This window comes from Virgibacillus proomii (genome assembly GCF_018916875.1).
Classification (GTDB): domain Bacteria; phylum Bacillota; class Bacilli; order Bacillales; family Amphibacillaceae; genus Virgibacillus; species Virgibacillus proomii_B.
The window spans coordinates 1-17,957 of sequence record NZ_JAHLNO010000005.1; the positions used below are offsets into that span (position 1 = coordinate 1).

Here is a 17,957-nt window from a genome sequence, read left to right on the forward strand (position 1 = left end):
GACGCTTCGTTACAAGTCTTAAAGATGGGCTTGTTTCCAGATGAAATAGCTGGAACAGATGAAATGACCATTTTGGCTGAAATACGTAAAAGAGTAAAAAGGGGAGTTGGATTGAAAAAAGATCCGCCAGCTAAAAGAAGCTGCACGCCATTCTATTGGCATGAAGGAAGGCAAAAACCTGGCCAGGTTAAAAATTAAAACCTTAATGGACCAATATACTCTTCTTCACGAAAAAATCAGTGACGTGTGGGAAAGGGTAGAGGAAATGACTAGCACGATTCCTGGTGTAAAGGAAATAAAAGATATCAAAGGCGTAGGTGACAGCACAGTTGCCTCATTTCTAGCAGAAGTAGGGGACTTAAACAACTATGATCACCCAGAACAAATTATTAAATTAGCTGGATTAAATTTAAAACTGGCTACGTCAGGAAAATGGAAAGGCAAAACAGTTATTACCAAGAGGGGGCGTCCTAAATTAAGAGCCCTATTGTTTAAAGTTATTTTGCCTTTAGTCCATCATAACCCTGCATTTAAAGCATTACATGAATATTTTACAACAAGAAAAGAAAATCCGTTAAAGAAAAAGCAATCCTTGATAGCACTATGTTGTAAGTTGATTCGAATTTTGTTTGCGGTAGGTACGAAGCAAGTAGCATTTAGTGCAGAAAAGATGTTACGCGACATTCCGCATTTTCGATTACAGAATGTAGCCTAGAGACATAACGTTTCCCATGTATGAATGAGAATGTAAAACGTTTATTTTTAGAGGAATGATCCATAACAATTGAAGCACGGAGCAGCCGGCTTTAATTAAAGTAGAGTACATTATATTTCTATCATAGAAGTGGTTCGTCGTCGCGTTTTACGTATCAGCAAGTATTCTTTAAATTAAGAGTGCCTTTCATGACGAAGTCTTTAAGTTTTGGTAGTATTATACTAAGAGCTTTCGAATGGAGGAGAACTCAAATGAATAAAGAACAACGTGATGAGGTTTTTAATCAAGCAAAAGAGTGGATATACGAAGCCGGTAAAGAGATAAGAGATCAAATTCACGCTCCATTAGTTATCGATACAAAATCAAATCCGAATGATTTAGTGACGACCATGGATAAAGCTACTGAAGAGTTTTTTACCAAAAAAATTAAAGATACCTTTCCGCATCATTTCATTTTAAGTGAAGAGGGCTATGGTGACAATTTAAAATCAATGAATGGAACGGTGTGGATTATTGATCCGATCGATGGAACGATGAATTTTGTTCATCAAAAAAGAAATTTCGCTATTTCTATTGGAATATATTATGATGGGGTTGGAGAAATAGGTTTTATATATAATGTGATGGAAGATATTCTCTATAGTGCTAAAAAGGGAGAAGGCGTTTATAAAAATAATGATAAGCTACCAAAGTTAAGACAAAATATTCCTTTTAATGAAACAATGTTAAGTTTAAACCATTTTTGGCTATGTGAAAATCGACTAGTGGATGAAAAAGTAATGCAAAAACTTGTAAAAGATGTAAGAGGAGCACGCACTTACGGATCAGCAGCATTAGAATTTGCATATGTAGCCGAAGGAATTATTGATACCTATTTAACACTAAGTCTTTCTCCTTGGGATTATGCAGCTGGTATCGTTATTGTTAATGAAGTTGGTGGGGTGACTACTACTGTTGATGGAGATACGATAAATATGCTCCATAAATCATCTGTAATCACAGGAAATCGAAGTATCCAGCAAACAATATTAAACGACTACGTAAAGAAAGCAAGAAAGTGACTAATTGTCACTTTCTTTTCTTTTTAAAGCTAATTCCTGTACCCATAAAAACGCAACCCAGTACCAAAAATAGAATTACGAGCCAAATATTACGATAGGCGATTGCAATACCAACGCCAATAAACATAGATATTACGAGAAAAGCCAATAATAACATTGGCCAATTTATTTTTTTCATTTTCCCATTCCACCTCTTTTTCTCAAAATCTAGTATATCCGAAAGAGTTGGTGAGTTCAAAGGGGATAACCTCTATACCTAGGGAAGTTGTATAATAATAACTGGCGAAGCAGATAAATATTTAGTATGATGGTACAAGGATCATCAATATATAAATAATTGGATGAATAGTTATGGGGGATGGCTATGGATGGAAGTTTCAGTTTTGTTTTTGATTTTCTTTTAGAACAGTATGGAACCAAAAACATTTTTTTGAAATTATATATCATCAATTTAATTTTTAGTATTATTTCCTTTAAGCTTGGGTTTGCGCGAAAACTGCCAGCATTAAAAACGATTATTGTATACATAATGCTTTTAATTGGAGTATACTTACTAACTATATTTAGCATTATGCAACTGCCGATTACAGAAAGTTTAATTGTTATTTCTGTTGTTTTAGCGATTTATCGGTTTAGACTTCATCGAGAGCGTAAAACAAGATAGTTTACATAACATGTAACGAAGTATGCATGGTTTTACCTGTGTGTGTTCAAAAAGAGGATAAGAGACTTGATGTCGGCTAACGTTACAACGTTCTTGAAAAAATCGTGAAGTTAGTTTTCGAAGCTTCTCTGTCCTTGAAAAAGAAGAACGCTTTTTCTGTGTGCGGTGTATTGCTGCCGAAGCTTTCCTTGTCCTGTTGAGCTAATACGAATCGGGCATTTAGATGCTGTTTCTCTCGCAATGTCATTAAGATAACAGAGACGAAAGAAATATGTATCTATAATATGTAGGGGTTTTTACCAGACTTTTTTGACAATTCTCTTTAATGATTAATATAGTGTTTTATTTACTTAAGTTTTAAAACCAGAGGAGGGAAACCATATCCTCTGGTTTTAACTTTAAATAAAGTCATTTGCTGCTTTTTTTTCTTCATACAAGCGGAATTTTCCTGTTGCGTGGCGCTGCAATGTCTTTTCTTCGATTCTATCGTAGCAATCATTGCATAAGTACATATGAATACGTCGATTACGTAAACGTTTAGCCTCGAAGCAATGATCTTCAATACTCTCTATTTGATCACAAATTGTACATTTTACTTGCATAATTTCACCTCGAAAATCAAAAGATAAGGTATAGTACCAATGTAGCTTCATTAATTTAATCAAGCATAGTCGAAATTTTTCACTTCATCATTCAACTTAATCTTAGGTATTACAGTAGCTAAGATTATTTTTAATTCAACGTGACAGGTTGAAAATGATAAGGTTCTTTGAATTGTATTATATTGAAGAAAAAACGGTCTGTTTTTCTAGGGAAGATATGGACTGTTCGTTTATTTAATTTCTTTGTATTTAAAGATGTAAAACTAGATCGGAACAAAGTTTCATTTAGTATAACATAATAAAGATGTTTGATGAAGTATTGGGATGGGTAAATGGACTATAAAGAGCGTAAAAGAAAGGACGATTCGATGAAAAAGAAATATTTGTATTCAGCTGGTGCAGCTGGAGTTATCGGTGCAACCGTAGCTGGATATTTTTTAAGTAATAAGGATACTCGAAAAAAATTAAAGCAGAGATACAAAAAATATCAAAACTCTATTCGATCAACCTTTGAAAATGCTGGAGTACCAGATCAATCTCCTAGCCAAGATTTAGCACAATTGGAAAATGCCAAAATGGTATCCGAAGGTTCGCAATTTGGTGTTCAATACTATACGGAAAAGAAAGAAAATAACAAAGCAGAAAAACAGCACCAATAAACTGTTATTTTCTTATCGATTATTAATGAAGAAAGTTTCCGTCAATTGACGGAAACTTTCTTCATTACTTTTTATAATGATTGGATTGTTCTTCTTCTACATCTTCTAACTGCTCTTTCTCTTTTTCAGGAATGACTTCTTTATTTTGATCAGGCTCAATTGGTCGATTTTTATTAATTGGAAACTCCGGCATATAACGGCCAACAATTGCAGCCAATTCATCAACTACCCCATATACAGGATGTCCTTGCTGAATTTTATTAGCCATGTTTCGTATTCTTTCATTCCCATCAGCATCAGCGACAACAACAGCAGTTTTTCCGTAAGGGTCATTATATAATGCTTCTGATACACTGTATTTAATCGTACCTACTCGGGAACGGTCCAGATCCTTGTCCACATCAATACCTACCACCGCGTATGGACCGGCAACTACGGATACAGCATCATTAACATTAGGAACGTCACTAGCAATTTTAGCCAAATGATTAGCGATTTCTGTATTCGTTAGTTTCTCCTTTTCATTTGGTTTTGAACTTTTTACCTGAGTGAATTTCTTATCGTTGTCTGTATCTCCAATTGATTCTTCTTGTTGTTGATTACACCCAGCAAATAAAAGCACGCAAGACAGGATGATTACCATTTGGGATAATTTCATCGTAATTCCTCCATCCAAAATAATCGATACAATTATTTTGGATAAAAGTTGTGATATTATACAAAATATAAAAGAAAATGATATATGTTTACTAATATTCCTCTTATTGACGTACCTTCCACCATACAATCGTACATAGACGGGAGTGAGGTCAAAACGAACTGTCAGCGACCAATAATTGTTCTAGAAGATTTTGGACTTTTATATGATTTATCCTTATTGAATCGTAATTCCAGTAATATTCGTTATTGGATTGTCTTTATTTGAACCATCTTTATAGTAAAGGTGTACAGGTCCCTCGTCCTTTAATGGTTTTCCATCCTTAGAAAATAAAAAATAACTTTTATATAAGTCAGCTAATGGAATGGCTGCGTTTTCACCGTTACGAATTAAAATAGCCTCAGTTGCGTCTTCTTTTATTTGTGCATGATTAAGAAAATCGTCAAGTGGCATCACATAAGAACTTTTTAAAATTTTTTCCCTTTCAAACCGCTTAATGCTTCGATTTACAGGTGGCTTTGCTTTATCCGTCACTACGCTATCCCATCTTTTGGAAGCCTTCTCTATGTCATCTTTCTTTTCTTCAGATATCGCCTTATTTGTAAAAGCATGTTCTAATTCAATTTTTCTGTCGTCAAAAATCCAAACAGATGGGTCTAGTGTTATTGGGTATGTAACTTTTCCTTTGATTGGTATGATCATTTTTATCACCTCATAGTAGTTTTCCTCATTTAGAATAGCAGACATGGTATATTTTTTCACTTCAGGCGAGTTATTTTTCCCTATCTACTTTTTGCTAATAGTGTAAGAGACAGGTTAGGTAGGCAATGTCGGTAAAAAGAAAGTGAGTTCTAACTTTATTATAGTCGGTATAATTATTATTGGATACGTATTGAAGCCTTTGCAGATGAATTACAAATTAAACGTATTTTTTTATTTGCATTTTATTGGGACTAACGATAATATAATATAGAAAGAAGTCTTTGAAAACGGAGGGGATTGTATTGATGCCAGAGGTGAAAGTAGATCATCGTGAAAAAGCCCTTGCCCTTCTTAAGGCTGATGCTGAAAAAATTTTGCGACTAATTGAAGTTCAAATAGATAACTTAACAATGCCACAATGCCCATTATATGAAGAAGTACTGGATACACAGATGTTTGGACTTTCCAGAGAAATTGATTTTGCTGTTCGTTTGAATTTAATCAGCGAAAATGAAGGTAAAGCACTCTTAGAGGATTTAGAGAGGAAGTTGAATATACTGCATGAAGCAGCGCAAAATTCCGTATAATCCTACTTACGTTCGGTTTTTGCGAGACGATAAAGGAAGCAAAAACTTTGCCTACATGTGCTATTGGCAAGGTTTTTTTGTTTAAGGAAGTAATCTGTGCGGATAGATATTCGCATTTAACTAGCTATGGATCATAATAAAGCAGTAAACTTTTTTACTAGTTAGTTGATTTGGCGTTTGGATGAAGAAACAATTACTTCTGTATTACATAATAGTAGGGAGAAGGAATATGTTAGATAAATTAAAGTACTACGATTATACGCTGATTATAACACCGATCCTTTTATCTGCATTTGGTCTAGTAATGATTTATAGTGCGAGTATGGTGTTTGCTGTTGTTCAAGGGTTGCCGCCAACATATTACTTAACACAGCAGGCTGTTCGATTTGGAATGGGTTTAGTAGGCTTTATTGTTTGCTCTGTTTTTCCTTATAGATACTATCAAAAATTGATTAAACTAATTATCTTAGGTGCGATATTATTACTAATAACAGTATTGATATTTGGTTCAACTGTTAACAATGCTCAATCTTGGGTTCTGGGAATTCAGCCTGCAGAGTTTGCTAAATTAGCGTTAATTATGTATTTAGCATCTGTATATTCGAAAAAACAGGAATATATTAATGAGTTTAATAGAGCAGTTTTACCGCCACTTATTATTACTGGTTTTATATTAGCACTTATCATTATGCAACCAGATATTGGGACAGCTTCCATCGTGTTTTTGATTGCTTGTTCCGTCATTTTTAGTTCTGGTATTCGCTTGAAGCATTTAGTTTTATTAATGTTTATTGGTATCGTGTTTGTATTGATTGCATTGCCATATATGATTACAGATGTGCGTATTGCTCGTTTTACGGGGGCATACCAACCCTTTGAAACTCCTGACTCTGATGGGTATCAGTTGATCCAGTCGTATGTTGCTATAGGTAATGGTGGACTTGCTGGAGAGGGTCTTGGTCAAAGCGTTCAAAAATTAGGCTATTTAACGGAGGCACATACGGATTTTATCATGGCAATTGTCGCAGAGGAGCTTGGTTTTATTGGTGTGTTAATTGTTATTGGTATGCTTGCAATTATTGTCCTGCGAGGAATTTTTATATCTAGAAAAGCAAAGGACAGTTTCGGAGCATTGTTAGCGATTGACATTTCGTGCATGGTAGGGATCCAAGCATTTATTAATTTAGGTGCAATTAGTGGCGTACTACCTATTACAGGAGTACCTCTTCCGTTTGTAAGTTATGGTGGTTCATCTCTTTTGGTATTAATGATATCAATGGGGATTTTAAATAATATAGCTATGCAAATTAATAAAAGAGAAATGGAACCCACAACAGAAAAGCAGTATAATAATACAAGAGTATTAAAAACTTATCAAGGAGGAAAAACATGGCACAACTCAAACAAATCAACAAAATTTTAGTTGCCAATCGGGGGGAAATTGCAATTCGTGTATTTCGAGCATGTACCGAATTGAATATTCGCACGGTTGCTATTTATTCAAAAGAAGATTTAAGTGCTTATCATCGTTATAAAGCAGATGAATCCTATTTAATTGGTGAAGGCAAAAAGCCAATCGATGCTTACCTGGATATTGAAGGAATTATTACGTTAGCAAAACGCGTTGGGGTAGATGCTATTCATCCTGGCTACGGATTTTTATCTGAAAACATTCAGTTTGCTAAACGTTGTGAAGAAGAAGGAATTATTTTTATTGGTCCGACAAGCAAGCACTTGGACATGTTTGGGGATAAAGTAAAGGCTCGTGAACAAGCTATAAAAGCAGGGCTGCCAATTATACCTGGGAGTGATGGACCAGTTCATTCATTAGAGGAAGTCGAGCAATTTGCTAATTCTCATGGTTTTCCAATTATTATTAAAGCTTCTTTAGGTGGCGGAGGACGTGGTATGCGGATTGTCCGTAGTAAAGAAGGACTTGCTGAGGCATATGATCGAGCTAAGTCAGAAGCTAGAGCTGCCTTTGGTAATGACGAAATATACTTAGAAAAGCTGATTGAACATCCAAAGCATATAGAAGTGCAAATTATTGGTGATGTTCATGGTAATATCGTTCACTTATATGAAAGGGATTGCTCCGTACAGCGAAGACATCAAAAGCTAGTGGAAGTGGCACCTAGTACATCTCTAACAGAAAAATTACGTGCAGATATTTGTGAAGCTGCAGTTAAATTAATGCGCAATGTTAAATATGTGAATGCGGGAACAGTTGAATTTTTAGTAACTGAAGATCAATTCTTTTTTATTGAAGTAAACCCACGTATTCAAGTTGAACATACGATCACAGAAATGATCACAGGTATTGATATCGTTCAGACACAAATAAAGGTGGCACAAGGTAGAAATCTACATGATTCATCAGTTGATATTCCAGTACAGGAAAAAATTGTTACAAATGGTTATGCAATACAATGCCGTATTACAACAGAGGATCCTTTGAACAATTTTATGCCTGATACTGGAAGAATTATGGCATATCGTTCTAGTGGTGGCTTCGGTGTTCGCTTAGATGCCGGTAATGCTTTCCAGGGATCCGTCATTTCCCCGCACTATGATTCATTGTTAGTAAAAGTATCGACTTGGGCAGTAACTTTTGAACAAGCATCACAAAAAATGGTCAGAAACTTAAAAGAATTTCGCATACGTGGAATCAAAACGAATATTCCTTTTTTAGAAAATGTAATTAGGCATCAACATTTTTTAGCAGGTGTTTATGATACTACTTTTGTCGATAACACCCCTGAACTATTCGTATTTCCGAAGCGTAAGGACCGAGGGACTAAAATGCTCACGTATATTGCGAATACTACGGTTAATGGTGTTGATAAAGACGGTAATAAAGAAAAACCTGTGTTCACTAAATTGCAAATCCCACGGATCGATAAATCGAAGCCAATTCCATTAGGAACAAAGCAAATTTTGGATGAGCGTGGTCCTGAAGGGTTAACTACTTGGATGAAAGAGCAAAAAGAAGTATTATTAACGGATACAACCTTTCGTGATGCTCATCAATCATTATTAGCAACTAGAATTAGAACAAAAGATTTATGTCGAATTGCTGAACCTACCGCCAGAATGCTGCCAAATTTGTTTTCTGTAGAGATGTGGGGAGGAGCAACCTTTGATGTTGCTTATCGCTTTTTAAAAGAAGATCCATGGGACCGATTATTAATGCTGCGTGAAAGAATGCCGAATGTATTGCTGCAAATGCTGTTGCGTGCAAGTAATGCAGTAGGTTATAAAAACTATCCAGATAATTTAATTAAAGAATTTGTTGAGAAGAGTGCAACAGCTGGTATCGACGTCTTTCGAATATTTGATAGTTTAAACTGGGTAGAAGGTATGAAGCTTGCTATAGAATCCGTTCGTAACAATGGTAAAATTGCTGAGGCAGCAATGTGTTATACGGGAAATATTTTAGATACGGGGCGCGCTAAATATGATGTATCTTATTATAAAAATTTAGCTAAAGAACTTGAAGAATCCGGTGCACATATTTTAGGCATTAAAGACATGGCAGGTTTATTAAAACCTGAAGCTGCATACCAATTAATCACAACTTTAAAAGAAACGGTTGACTTACCGATTCATTTACACACACATGATACAAGCGGAAACGGAATTTATTTATACGCTCGGGCGATAGATGCGGGTGTTGATGCAGTTGATGTAGCAGCAAGTCCAATGGCTGGCTTGACCTCACAACCAAGTGCACAAACATTATACCATGCATTAGAAGATCATGAGCGTCAGCCGAATATAAATGTAGATGCATATGAAAAGTTATCGTATTATTGGGAAGGAATACGTGAATATTACCGTGATTTTGAAAGTGGTATGAAAGCGCCGCATACGGAGATTTATATGCATGAAATGCCTGGAGGGCAATATAGTAATTTAATGCAGCAGGCGAAGGCAGTAGGTCTTGAGGATCGCTGGAATGAAGTGAAAACAATGTATCGACGGGTTAATGATATGTTTGGCGACATTGTAAAAGTAACTCCGTCATCTAAAGTAATTGGTGATATGGCGTTATTTATGGTACAAAATAATCTAAAAGAAGACGATATTTACGAGCGTGGGGAAACGATTGATTTTCCCGATTCGGTTATTGAATTTGCACAAGGTTATATTGGACAACCTTATCAAGGCTTCCCGCAAGAATTACAACGGATTATTTTAAAAGGAAAAGAACTAATAAAGGTTCGCCCAGGGGAACTATTAGATCCAATTGACTTTAACCAATTGAAAGAAACGCTATTCAAAACGTTGGATCGTCAAGTGACCAGTTTTGATCTCATCTCACATGCACTATATCCAAAAGTGTTTATGGAGTATCATAAATTCCATAGTAGATATGGAGATGTATCAGTTTTAGATACACCAACCTTCTTTTATGGTATGTCACGTGGAGAAGTAATTGAAGTAGAAATAGAACAAGGAAAAACATTAATTGTTAAGCTTGTATCTATTTCCGAACCACGCGAAGACGGGACCCGCGTTGTTTATTTTGAGCTAAATGGTCAGACAAGAGAAATTGTTGTAAAAGATCAAAGTATCCAATCAGAAGTAGAAATGCGTGCTAAAGCAGACAAAAGCAACGCAAAGCATATAGGTGCGACAATGCCTGGAACGGTGCTCAAAGTGCTTTGTAATCAAGGAGATAAAGTAAACAAAGGAGATCATTTACTTATCAATGAAGCAATGAAAATGGAAACTACGGTTCAATCTCCATTTACTGGTGTCATCAAGCAAGTGAATGTTAAAGAAGGAGATAGTATAGCAGTAGATGACTTACTGATTGTATTTGAATAGATAAATAGAATATACGATAAAAAGCTCGGTTCAATCCTTAATCCCTTACAGGTACAAAGATGTTTGCTTGTAAGGGTTTTCTATCTATACAGGAAACTGTAAGTCTCTTGCTTCAATAGTTTAAAGTAGTGGAGCGGGAATACTTTGTGATATATTTTCATAATAACGTTAGAGATATTAAAAGGTATCTCAGAAGATCAGCATTTTATTTATACTATAGGAAAGTATAAAACTTTATGGTTTATAGTATAAGAAAAGCTAAAGCTTTCGCCATAAAGATTTGGCGACAAGCCAAGTTTTTCTAAGAATGTTTATGGATCACTTTTACTATTACGCGAACGTGATTATTATTTGTTTTGATAAATATAGGTCTTTTCTTTTCATATTAATTAGGAAAAGACCTATATTTTTTGGAGTAGATGTAACATCTGTTTCGCTTAAAGGGATTGCACGTTTTCTTTGGTATCTATTTGTTCTGCATATTTTCTGCTTCTACTTGCTAATAATATAAAATACGTCAGCATTGCAAAATAAAGTGAGATAAATAATGCGTGTAAAAGTGCAGTTCCTAGATGCAATCTAGTGATGATTACCAATGCACCAAAAGCTACTTGCAATGTGATTAATGCTAAAGAGATCCCCCAACCCCATGACATGATACGGTTATTTCGGTAATGACGTATCATTCTAATAGCCAGAATTACTGTCCAAAGAAATAAAATTCCTGCTGCAAGTCGATGTCCCATTTGTATCCATTGCGGAACGGAATAGGATGAAAACGCTAACGGTGCATTATTGTTACAAAATGGCCAACTTCCACAGACTAAATTTGCATTCGTATGTCGGACTAATGCACCAGTATAGACGACAAGTATCGTATATATGGTAATTGCGTATATTTCCAATCGATGCGGTTTTTTAATGTGAAGTGAAGTGGCATCAAATTTTTTATCCACTTCAAATATAAGCAATGTTAATAAAAAGATACCTGCAAATGAAATTAAAGAAATTCCAAAATGTGCTGCCAATACAGCATCCGATTGCCCCCACTTTACTGCTGCTGCACCTAACAATGCCTGGAAAATTAAGAAAAACAAAGAAAAGAGAGACAGAAACTTTACTTCGCGAACATGTCCGATTTTTTTCCAAGCTAAAATTACTAGACCAACTACAGCAATGCCAACAACCCCACTTACTAATCGATGACTTAATTCAATAATTAACTCGGGTGTTATTTCGGATGGGATTAGTTCATCTTCACATAATGGCCAGCTGTCTCCACAACCATCTCCAGAATCTGTTTTCGTTACTAAAGCACCTCCCAGTAACACAAAGACCATTCCAAGTGTTGCAACTACAGATAACCATTTTAAGATTCTCATTATTTATAGCCCCCACTTTTAATCTATTTTTCGTATTAGATTTTCTCAACCATTTTTAAAACTGTTGGAAACGAAATGCCTATAACTAATAGTAGTTAAAACTCTCATTACGACATATAATAGATAATTAATTTTTCACCGCACTTAACAACGGTTTTTTATTATCTAGAAAACTATATTGGTTTTCTACATATTAAATATCATTAATAGTAGCTTTGTTGTCTAGTTATGCGCTCAAGTTACAGCAAACTTCGATCTTCTTCCTATAATGAGCAACATTGGCTTATCAAGTCGTCACGTCTTCTTTATCCCGGATGTAAGGATCCGTAATTTTAATCATTTCAAAAACATGCTAATGATATTGCGAACATGATGAGAAAAACGGGTTCTAAATCCCCGATTCGTTTGGGTCGACAGGACAGAGTTGCTACGACAGCGATACTTCGCACGCAGAAAAGTGCTTTTCTTTTCAAGGAGAAGGAAAGCTTCTTGAATAAACATCGCACGAAGAAAAAGTGCTTTCCTTTTTCAAGGACAGAGTTACTACGGCAGCAATACATCGCACGCAGAAAAGTGTTTTTCTTTTCAAGGACAGAGTTGCTACGACAGCAATACATCGCACGCAGAAAAAGCGTTCTTCTTTTTCAAGGACAGAGTTGCTACGACAGCAATACATCGCACGCAGAAAAAGCGTTCTTCTTTTTCAAGGACAGAGTTGCTACGGCAGCAATACATCGCACGCAGAAAAAGCGTTCTTCTTTTTCAAGGACACAACGAACTTCCTCATTAACTTGTTTTAATAGCACGTATTTTAATACACCCATTCAACAAACAAGGTTGCCTTCAATTTCTCAGTTCTTTTTTAACTTGTTAGACTACGCAATTATAACTAGATGTAGAACGTTTTCAATTTTATTTCATTAAATTATTCAGAACATTACTTAAAGGTTAGTAAATTAATGATAATATTAATGACCTAAAAAAAGCAATTAATTAGAAATGATTTTAAGGAGCCACAGATATGTAATACAAACAAATGGTTGCTTTCACTTTAGGTATTAAGTTATATTATAGAAGGTCCGCCTGAAAATAGGAATTTACTCAAGTTACAATTGCTGTTTTTCTTGATCTTACTTCTTTTGGAAACCAGTATCTATCGTAACATGTTCTATTTTTATTTTCACTATTAAAAAGAAAAAACGCTTGCAATGTTTTCGTTTGTTTGCTAGAAATAGTGTAGAGGGGAGTATGATAAGTTCTGTTTAGAAGATAAATAGGTGGTACGTATTTAGGCTTTTAATTATAATTATTCGCATTCGTAACAAATGGTTCACAAAAAAGTCACAAAAAGTTACGGGATATGAAGTAAAATAGAACTGAAGCTTTATTTTGTAAGCAGTTATTAGAATGTAAAACTATTCCATGATACAATGATGTTTGCTATCTAGCTATCTATGTAATTAATTAAGAACCATACATCATGCTTTTTATTTTTGGCGCTTAAAGGGGGGATATGGAATGGAAAAAGCTGAAACAACAGCCGCACACGTTGTTGGAAATGCTACAGTATCCGGGGAACAGCGCTCAAATTCAGTATTGGCGGATATTAAATCATTAATTAAGATAGGTATTATTAATTCTAATTTGATTACTGTGTTTACCGGTTTTTGGCTCGCAATATATTTTAGTGGACTTTCATTCATGGATCACATTGGGACATTCATTATAACCATGCTTGGAAGTGCACTTGTCATTGCTGGTGGATGTATGATTAACAATTGGTTTGATGTCGATATTGATATTATTATGACCAGGACTAAAACTCGGCCAACGGTAACCGGTACAATTTCATTGCAGACCGTACTCATTTTAGGCATGCTTACCTCAGCGTTTGGGTTTGGTTTCTTGCTATTTACAACTATACAGGCAACATTATTTGCATTTCTAGGTTGGTTTGTATATGTTGTTCTTTATACGATGTGGTCAAAACGAAAAACTACGTTAAATACAGCAATTGGGAGTTTATCGGGAGCAGTTCCACCTTTAATTGGTTGGGCGGCAATAGATCCGAATTTTCACATTGTTCCATTTGTTTTGTTTTTAATTATGTTTATTTGGCAAACACCACACTTTTTAGCACTAGCTATGCGAAAATGCAAAGAATATAAGGCAGCAGGTATACCGATGTTACCTGCAGTACACGGCTTTGCAATTACAAAACGGCAAATTGTTATTTACATTGCTTGTTTACTACCACTGCCGTTTTATTTAGCTTCCTTAGGAACGATATTTTTAATTGTAGCTACCGTATTAAATATCGTTTGGCTAGTAATCGGTATCAGTGGATTTTATGCTAAAAACGATATTAAATGGGCTAATATCATGTTCGTTTATTCTTTAAACTATTTAACGATCTTCTTTTTGATGATGGTTATAGTAACTTGGAGTTCTCCATTTAGTTAATATTGTCCTTAATGAATTTAAAATATAAGGAGCATCAAGAAAAGAAAGAGAGGTATAGGTAATGAAAGGTTGGATGGGAAAAATTAAAACGTTATCCCTGTTAAGTTTCCTTGCAGTTGTTTTAGCTGGTTGTGGTAAGGAAAATTTAACAGCTCTTGTACCAAAGGGGTATGGTGCAGAGACTTCCATGGATTTAATTATTCTATCGACAGCAATTATGACATTTGTCTTTGTAGTTGTATTTGTCGTTTATTTGATTGCGATTATTCGCTTTCGTAAAAAGAAGGGGCAGGAGGACTACATCCCCAAACAAGTAGAAGGGAGTAAAAAGCTTGAAACAGTTTGGACAATAATACCAATTATCTTAGTGCTAATTTTAGCAGTACCGACCGTTGCAGCAACTTTTGATTTAGCTGATGAATCAGGTAAAAAAGATGGTATTAATATTGATGTTACTGGAAACCAATATTGGTGGCATTTCAGCTATCCAAATGAAGAAATTCAAACAAGTCAAGACTTATATATCCCTACTGGAGAAAAAGTATTCTTGAATATGAAATCAACTGATGTGATTCATTCTTTTTGGGTACCAAGTATCTCAGGTAAAATGGACGTAAATCCCGAAAATGAAAACACGATGTATATTGAAGCGTATGAAGAAGGGGTTTATTGGGGTAAATGTGCTGAGCTTTGTGGTCCTTCCCATTCTTTAATGGACTTTAAGGTGATAGCAGTTAGTCCGGAAGAATATGAACAATGGGTTAAAGATATGCAAAGCGTAGATCCGAAAGCAGAGCCGCAAGATGCAGTTGCTCAAGATGGAAAAGCAGCGTTTGAGGAAAATAACTGTATGGCTTGTCATGCAATTGGATCATCACCGGCAGCAGTGGGGCCAAACTTAACAAACTTTGGTGACCGGTCAAGAATTGCTGGATTCCTCGAACCGACCAAGGAAAATCTGGTTAAATGGCTACAGGATCCGGAGTCAATTAAACCTGGTAACAAAATGACGGGCAATTACCCTAAACTGTCTGAAGAAGAATCGGATAGCATAGCAGAATATTTGCTGCAATTGAAGCCTTCTGATATAACACCAGAGAGTGCAGGGGAGTAAAAACAAAGGATGGAAGACTTAAAAGGGAGGTTTATGATTTGAGTACTGCTACTGCTCAAAAAAGAGGTTTTGGTGCAGTCCTCTGGGATTATTTAACTACTGTTGACCATAAGAAAATAGCGCATTTATATTTATTTGGTGGGGGCTTTTTCTTTATCCTTGGGGGACTGGAAGCGTTATTAATTCGTATTCAATTGATAAAGCCTGAGAATGACTTTTTAAGTGCAGGTTTATATAATGAAATGATTACTATGCATGGAACTACAATGATTTTCCTTGCAGCTATGCCGTTGTTATTAGCTTTAATGAACGCCATTATGCCATTGCAAATTGGTGCAAGAGATGTTGCGTTTCCATTTCTGAATGCACTTGGATTTTGGTTGTTTATGCTTGGAGGACTATTGTTAAACCTTAGTTGGATAATGGGAGATGCGCCTGATTCAGGCTGGACTGCGTATACCCCGTTAGCAACTGAATCACCTGGACATGGACTTGACTATTATGTGCTGGGCTTGCAAATATCCGGTGCTGGCACCCTAATGGGTGGGATTAATTTCTTGGCGACTATTGTTACGATGAGAGCACCGGGTATGACGTATATGCGTATGCCGCTGTTTACGTGGACAACATTTGTAACAAGTACACTTATTTTGTTTGCCTTTCCAGCCTTAACAGTTGGCTTGTTTCTATTAATGTTTGATCGAATGTTTGATTCAGCTTTCTTTGATGTTACATTAGGTGGAAACTCCATTATTTGGCAGCATTTATTCTGGATATTTGGACATCCGGAGGTATATATTTTAATTTTGCCGGTATTTGGAATATTTAGTGAAGTGTTTGCAACCTTTTCTAAAAAACGTCTATTTGGTTATACCGCAATGGTCTTTGCAACGATGCTGATCGCATTTTTAGGATTTATGGTATGGGCACACCATATGTTTACGGTGGGGCTTGGGCCAGTAGCCAACTCGATTTTTGCAGTAGCAACAATGGCTATTGCAGTTCCAACAGGAATTAAAATCTTTAACTGGTTGGCGACAATGTGGGGCGGAAATATTACCGTAAGCACCGCCATGCTATATGCGCTTGGATTTATTCCTTCTTTTACTATCGGTGGGATGACGGGGGTAATGCTTGCATCTTCCGTTGCCGACTATCAATATCATGATTCATATTTTGTTGTCGCTCATTTCCACTATGTTATTGTAGGTGGAACAGTGTTTGGTATTTTGGCTGGTCTTCATTACTGGTGGCCGAAGATGTTTGGTAGAGTTTTAAATGAAACATTAGGTAAAATTACATTTTGGCTATTCTTTTTCGGCTTCCACTTAACGTTTTTCATTCAGCACTTTTTAGGGTTAATGGGTATGCCGCGTCGATATTGGGTATTTCTAAAAGATCAAGATCTGGATTTAGGGAACTTAATTAGTTCACTAGGAGCCCTATTAATGGGAGTAGGTGGAATTCTGTTTTTAATTAATATTATTTACACAGCTGCTAAAGGTGAAAAAGCTTCTGCTGATCCGTTTGATGGTCGTACGCTGGAATGGGCTGTATCTTCACCACCACCATATTATAATTTTAAACAATTGCCTCTTGTTCGTGGTCTGGATTCATTGTGGATCGAAAAACGGGAAGGAAATGGAAAATTAAAGCCTGCTGAGCCGCTTGGAGATGTCCATATGCCAAATGGTTCCATTCTGCCGTTTATTATGTCTGTTGGATTTACGATTGCCGGTGTTGGGTTTATTTATCAACCGGATAATAGAACATGGCTATTGGCGGTATTTATTGGTATGGGAATCGCATTAGGCTCCATGTTAATCCGATCATTAAAAGACGACCACGGCTATTATATTAGCAAGGAAGAACTTGAAAAGGAGGCGGACTAAATGAGTCACGATCATTCCTTAAATCCAGAAACAATGCCGCAAGAACCAGAGAAGGCAACGCTGGAAGGGAAAAATAAATTCTTTGGTCTATGGTTCTTTCTCGGTGGAGAGACAGTACTATTTGCTAGCTTTTTTGGTACGTTTTTAGCTCTGCGTAACTCGACAGCAAATGGTCCAACTGGTGATGAAATTTTTGGATTAGAGCTTGTTTTTATTATGACAATGCTGCTACTAACCAGTTCATTAACTAGTGTTTATGCCATGTATCATATGAAAAACAATGATTTTAAAAAGATGCAATTATGGCTTGCTGTTACTGCATTTTTAGGTATTGGATTTTTAGGCTGTGAAATCTATGAATTTTATCATTATATTACTGACTTTGGATTTACGTTTAGATCATCGGCATTTGGCTCTGCCTTCTATACTCTTGTAGGGTTTCATGGAGGACACGTAGTATTCGGACTAAGCTGGCTTATTGCTCTGCTGGTTCGGAATGCAAAGCGAGGACTAAACTTATATAACGCACCAAAATTCAATACATTTAGCTTGTATTGGCACTTTATTGACGTTGTATGGGTATTTATCTTTACCGTTGTCTACTTGATGGGAAAGGTGGGTTAAA

Annotated in this window: 19 protein-coding genes; 13 read left to right on the plus strand and 6 right to left on the minus strand. The window is 35.9% G+C overall.

What is annotated here, in order from left to right; all coding sequences use genetic code 11:
• The 3 genes from KQI21_RS03675 to KQI21_RS03685 all read left to right on the plus strand — a co-directional run.
• The coding region (locus KQI21_RS03675; protein WP_373687623.1) for a hypothetical protein at window positions 1-198 on the plus strand (198 nt) is incomplete at its 5' end.
• A gap of 67 nt (window positions 199-265) precedes the next feature.
• A complete protein-coding gene (locus KQI21_RS03680) occupies window positions 266-715 on the plus strand; it encodes a transposase (protein WP_216482693.1) in 450 nt (149 codons plus the stop codon).
• Window positions 716-966: 251 nt separating this feature from the next.
• The gene (locus KQI21_RS03685) at window positions 967-1,776 is read left to right on the plus strand and encodes an inositol monophosphatase family protein (RefSeq protein WP_216482694.1); all 810 of its coding nucleotides are present in this window, start codon (window positions 967-969) and stop codon (window positions 1,774-1,776) included.
• Between the two features lie 7 nt (window positions 1,777-1,783).
• Here the strand turns inward: KQI21_RS03685 and KQI21_RS03690 are convergent, their stop codons facing one another.
• Window positions 1,784-1,954 (minus strand): DUF5325 family protein, encoded by a 171-nt coding sequence (locus KQI21_RS03690; protein WP_216482695.1) that lies wholly within the window; start codon window positions 1,952-1,954, stop codon window positions 1,784-1,786.
• Between the two features lie 186 nt (window positions 1,955-2,140).
• On the opposite strand from KQI21_RS03690, the gene KQI21_RS03695 reads away from it, so the two are divergent.
• Complete coding sequence (locus tag KQI21_RS03695) at window positions 2,141-2,440, plus strand: YlaH-like family protein (RefSeq protein WP_216482696.1); 300 nt, start codon at window positions 2,141-2,143, stop codon at window positions 2,438-2,440.
• A gap of 82 nt (window positions 2,441-2,522) precedes the next feature.
• Here the strand turns inward: KQI21_RS03695 and KQI21_RS03700 are convergent, their stop codons facing one another.
• Together KQI21_RS03700 and KQI21_RS03705 are read right to left on the minus strand one after the other, a co-directional pair.
• Window positions 2,523-2,687, minus strand: a complete 165-nt coding sequence (locus KQI21_RS03700; RefSeq protein ID WP_216482697.1) for a hypothetical protein — start codon at window positions 2,685-2,687, stop codon at window positions 2,523-2,525.
• A gap of 151 nt (window positions 2,688-2,838) precedes the next feature.
• The gene (locus KQI21_RS03705; protein ID WP_216482698.1) at window positions 2,839-3,042 is read right to left on the minus strand and encodes a YlaI family protein; all 204 of its coding nucleotides are present in this window, start codon (window positions 3,040-3,042) and stop codon (window positions 2,839-2,841) included.
• Between the two features lie 332 nt (window positions 3,043-3,374).
• Here KQI21_RS03705 and KQI21_RS03710 point away from each other — a divergent pair, with 332 nt between their 5' ends.
• Complete coding sequence (locus KQI21_RS03710) at window positions 3,375-3,701, plus strand: YbyB family protein (RefSeq protein WP_253291288.1); 327 nt, start codon at window positions 3,375-3,377, stop codon at window positions 3,699-3,701.
• A 64-nt stretch (window positions 3,702-3,765) separates the two neighbouring features.
• Here KQI21_RS03710 and KQI21_RS03715 read toward each other — a convergent pair whose 3' ends face one another.
• Both KQI21_RS03715 and KQI21_RS03720 read right to left on the minus strand, forming a co-directional pair.
• On the minus strand, window positions 3,766-4,359 hold the full coding sequence (locus tag KQI21_RS03715) for a YhcN/YlaJ family sporulation lipoprotein (protein ID WP_216482699.1): 594 nt from the start codon (window positions 4,357-4,359) through the stop codon (window positions 3,766-3,768).
• A 216-nt stretch (window positions 4,360-4,575) separates the two neighbouring features.
• Window positions 4,576-5,061, minus strand: coding sequence for a hypothetical protein (locus KQI21_RS03720; RefSeq protein WP_216482700.1), 486 nt, complete (start codon window positions 5,059-5,061; stop codon window positions 4,576-4,578).
• 305 nt (window positions 5,062-5,366) lie between these two features.
• Between KQI21_RS03720 and KQI21_RS03725 the strand changes: the two genes are divergently transcribed.
• The 3 genes from KQI21_RS03725 to pyc all read left to right on the plus strand — a co-directional run bounded on the left by KQI21_RS03725 (window position 5,367) and on the right by pyc (window position 10,481).
• Window positions 5,367-5,648 carry an Fpa/YlaN family protein gene (locus KQI21_RS03725; protein ID WP_077320301.1) on the plus strand — a complete coding sequence of 94 codons (282 nt, stop codon included), beginning with the start codon at window positions 5,367-5,369 and terminating at the stop codon, window positions 5,646-5,648.
• Window positions 5,649-5,877: 229 nt separating this feature from the next.
• The gene (locus tag KQI21_RS03730; protein WP_216482701.1) at window positions 5,878-7,071 is read left to right on the plus strand and encodes an FtsW/RodA/SpoVE family cell cycle protein; all 1,194 of its coding nucleotides are present in this window, start codon (window positions 5,878-5,880) and stop codon (window positions 7,069-7,071) included.
• Window positions 7,038-10,481: a pyruvate carboxylase gene (gene pyc / locus KQI21_RS03735; RefSeq protein WP_216482702.1), complete on the plus strand. Its 3,444-nt coding sequence runs from the start codon at window positions 7,038-7,040 to the stop codon at window positions 10,479-10,481. The genes KQI21_RS03730 and pyc overlap by 34 nt, the downstream gene beginning before the upstream one ends.
• Before the next feature lie 437 nt (window positions 10,482-10,918).
• On the opposite strand, the gene KQI21_RS03740 is transcribed toward pyc, so the two are convergent.
• Complete coding sequence (locus KQI21_RS03740) at window positions 10,919-11,866, minus strand: COX15/CtaA family protein (RefSeq protein ID WP_216482782.1); 948 nt, start codon at window positions 11,864-11,866, stop codon at window positions 10,919-10,921.
• Window positions 11,867-12,232: 366 nt separating this feature from the next.
• Here KQI21_RS03740 and KQI21_RS03745 point away from each other — a divergent pair, with 366 nt between their 5' ends.
• The 5 genes from KQI21_RS03745 to KQI21_RS03765 all read left to right on the plus strand — a co-directional run bounded on the left by KQI21_RS03745 (window position 12,233) and on the right by KQI21_RS03765 (window position 17,956).
• Entirely contained in the window at window positions 12,233-12,787 is a 555-nt protein-coding gene (locus KQI21_RS03745; protein WP_216482703.1) for a hypothetical protein, read from the plus strand.
• A gap of 594 nt (window positions 12,788-13,381) precedes the next feature.
• Window positions 13,382-14,326, plus strand: a complete 945-nt coding sequence (gene cyoE / locus KQI21_RS03750; RefSeq protein WP_216482704.1) for a heme o synthase — start codon at window positions 13,382-13,384, stop codon at window positions 14,324-14,326.
• Between the two features lie 61 nt (window positions 14,327-14,387).
• Complete coding sequence (gene coxB, locus KQI21_RS03755; protein WP_216482705.1) at window positions 14,388-15,440, plus strand: cytochrome c oxidase subunit II; 1,053 nt, start codon at window positions 14,388-14,390, stop codon at window positions 15,438-15,440.
• Between the two features lie 38 nt (window positions 15,441-15,478).
• On the plus strand, window positions 15,479-17,332 hold the full coding sequence (ctaD, locus tag KQI21_RS03760) for a cytochrome c oxidase subunit I (protein WP_216482706.1): 1,854 nt from the start codon (window positions 15,479-15,481) through the stop codon (window positions 17,330-17,332).
• The gene (locus KQI21_RS03765) at window positions 17,333-17,956 is read left to right on the plus strand and encodes a cytochrome (ubi)quinol oxidase subunit III (protein ID WP_216482707.1); all 624 of its coding nucleotides are present in this window, start codon (window positions 17,333-17,335) and stop codon (window positions 17,954-17,956) included.
• Window position 17,957 lies beyond the last annotated feature (1 nt).

What these genes read in the sequence shown, in the direction of transcription:
- KQI21_RS03680 (WP_216482693.1), top strand. Translation starts at nt 266, where the DNA reads ATGACTAGCACGATTCCTGGTGTAAAGGAAATAAAAGATATCAAAGGC.
- KQI21_RS03685 (WP_216482694.1), top strand. Translation starts at nt 967, where the DNA reads ATGAATAAAGAACAACGTGATGAGGTTTTTAATCAAGCAAAAGAGTGG.
- KQI21_RS03690 (WP_216482695.1), bottom strand. Translation starts at nt 1,954, where the DNA reads ATGAAAAAAATAAATTGGCCAATGTTATTATTGGCTTTTCTCGTAATA.
- KQI21_RS03695 (WP_216482696.1), top strand. Translation starts at nt 2,141, where the DNA reads ATGGATGGAAGTTTCAGTTTTGTTTTTGATTTTCTTTTAGAACAGTAT.
- KQI21_RS03700 (WP_216482697.1), bottom strand. Translation starts at nt 2,687, where the DNA reads ATGACATTGCGAGAGAAACAGCATCTAAATGCCCGATTCGTATTAGCT.
- KQI21_RS03705 (WP_216482698.1), bottom strand. Translation starts at nt 3,042, where the DNA reads ATGCAAGTAAAATGTACAATTTGTGATCAAATAGAGAGTATTGAAGAT.
- KQI21_RS03710 (WP_253291288.1), top strand. Translation starts at nt 3,375, where the DNA reads ATGGACTATAAAGAGCGTAAAAGAAAGGACGATTCGATGAAAAAGAAA.
- KQI21_RS03715 (WP_216482699.1), bottom strand. Translation starts at nt 4,359, where the DNA reads ATGAAATTATCCCAAATGGTAATCATCCTGTCTTGCGTGCTTTTATTT.
- KQI21_RS03720 (WP_216482700.1), bottom strand. Translation starts at nt 5,061, where the DNA reads ATGATCATACCAATCAAAGGAAAAGTTACATACCCAATAACACTAGAC.
- KQI21_RS03725 (WP_077320301.1), top strand. Translation starts at nt 5,367, where the DNA reads ATGCCAGAGGTGAAAGTAGATCATCGTGAAAAAGCCCTTGCCCTTCTT.
- KQI21_RS03730 (WP_216482701.1), top strand. Translation starts at nt 5,878, where the DNA reads ATGTTAGATAAATTAAAGTACTACGATTATACGCTGATTATAACACCG.
- pyc (WP_216482702.1), top strand. Translation starts at nt 7,038, where the DNA reads ATGGCACAACTCAAACAAATCAACAAAATTTTAGTTGCCAATCGGGGG.
- KQI21_RS03745 (WP_216482703.1), top strand. Translation starts at nt 12,233, where the DNA reads ATGATGAGAAAAACGGGTTCTAAATCCCCGATTCGTTTGGGTCGACAG.
- cyoE (WP_216482704.1), top strand. Translation starts at nt 13,382, where the DNA reads ATGGAAAAAGCTGAAACAACAGCCGCACACGTTGTTGGAAATGCTACA.
- coxB (WP_216482705.1), top strand. Translation starts at nt 14,388, where the DNA reads ATGAAAGGTTGGATGGGAAAAATTAAAACGTTATCCCTGTTAAGTTTC.
- KQI21_RS03765 (WP_216482707.1), top strand. Translation starts at nt 17,333, where the DNA reads ATGAGTCACGATCATTCCTTAAATCCAGAAACAATGCCGCAAGAACCA.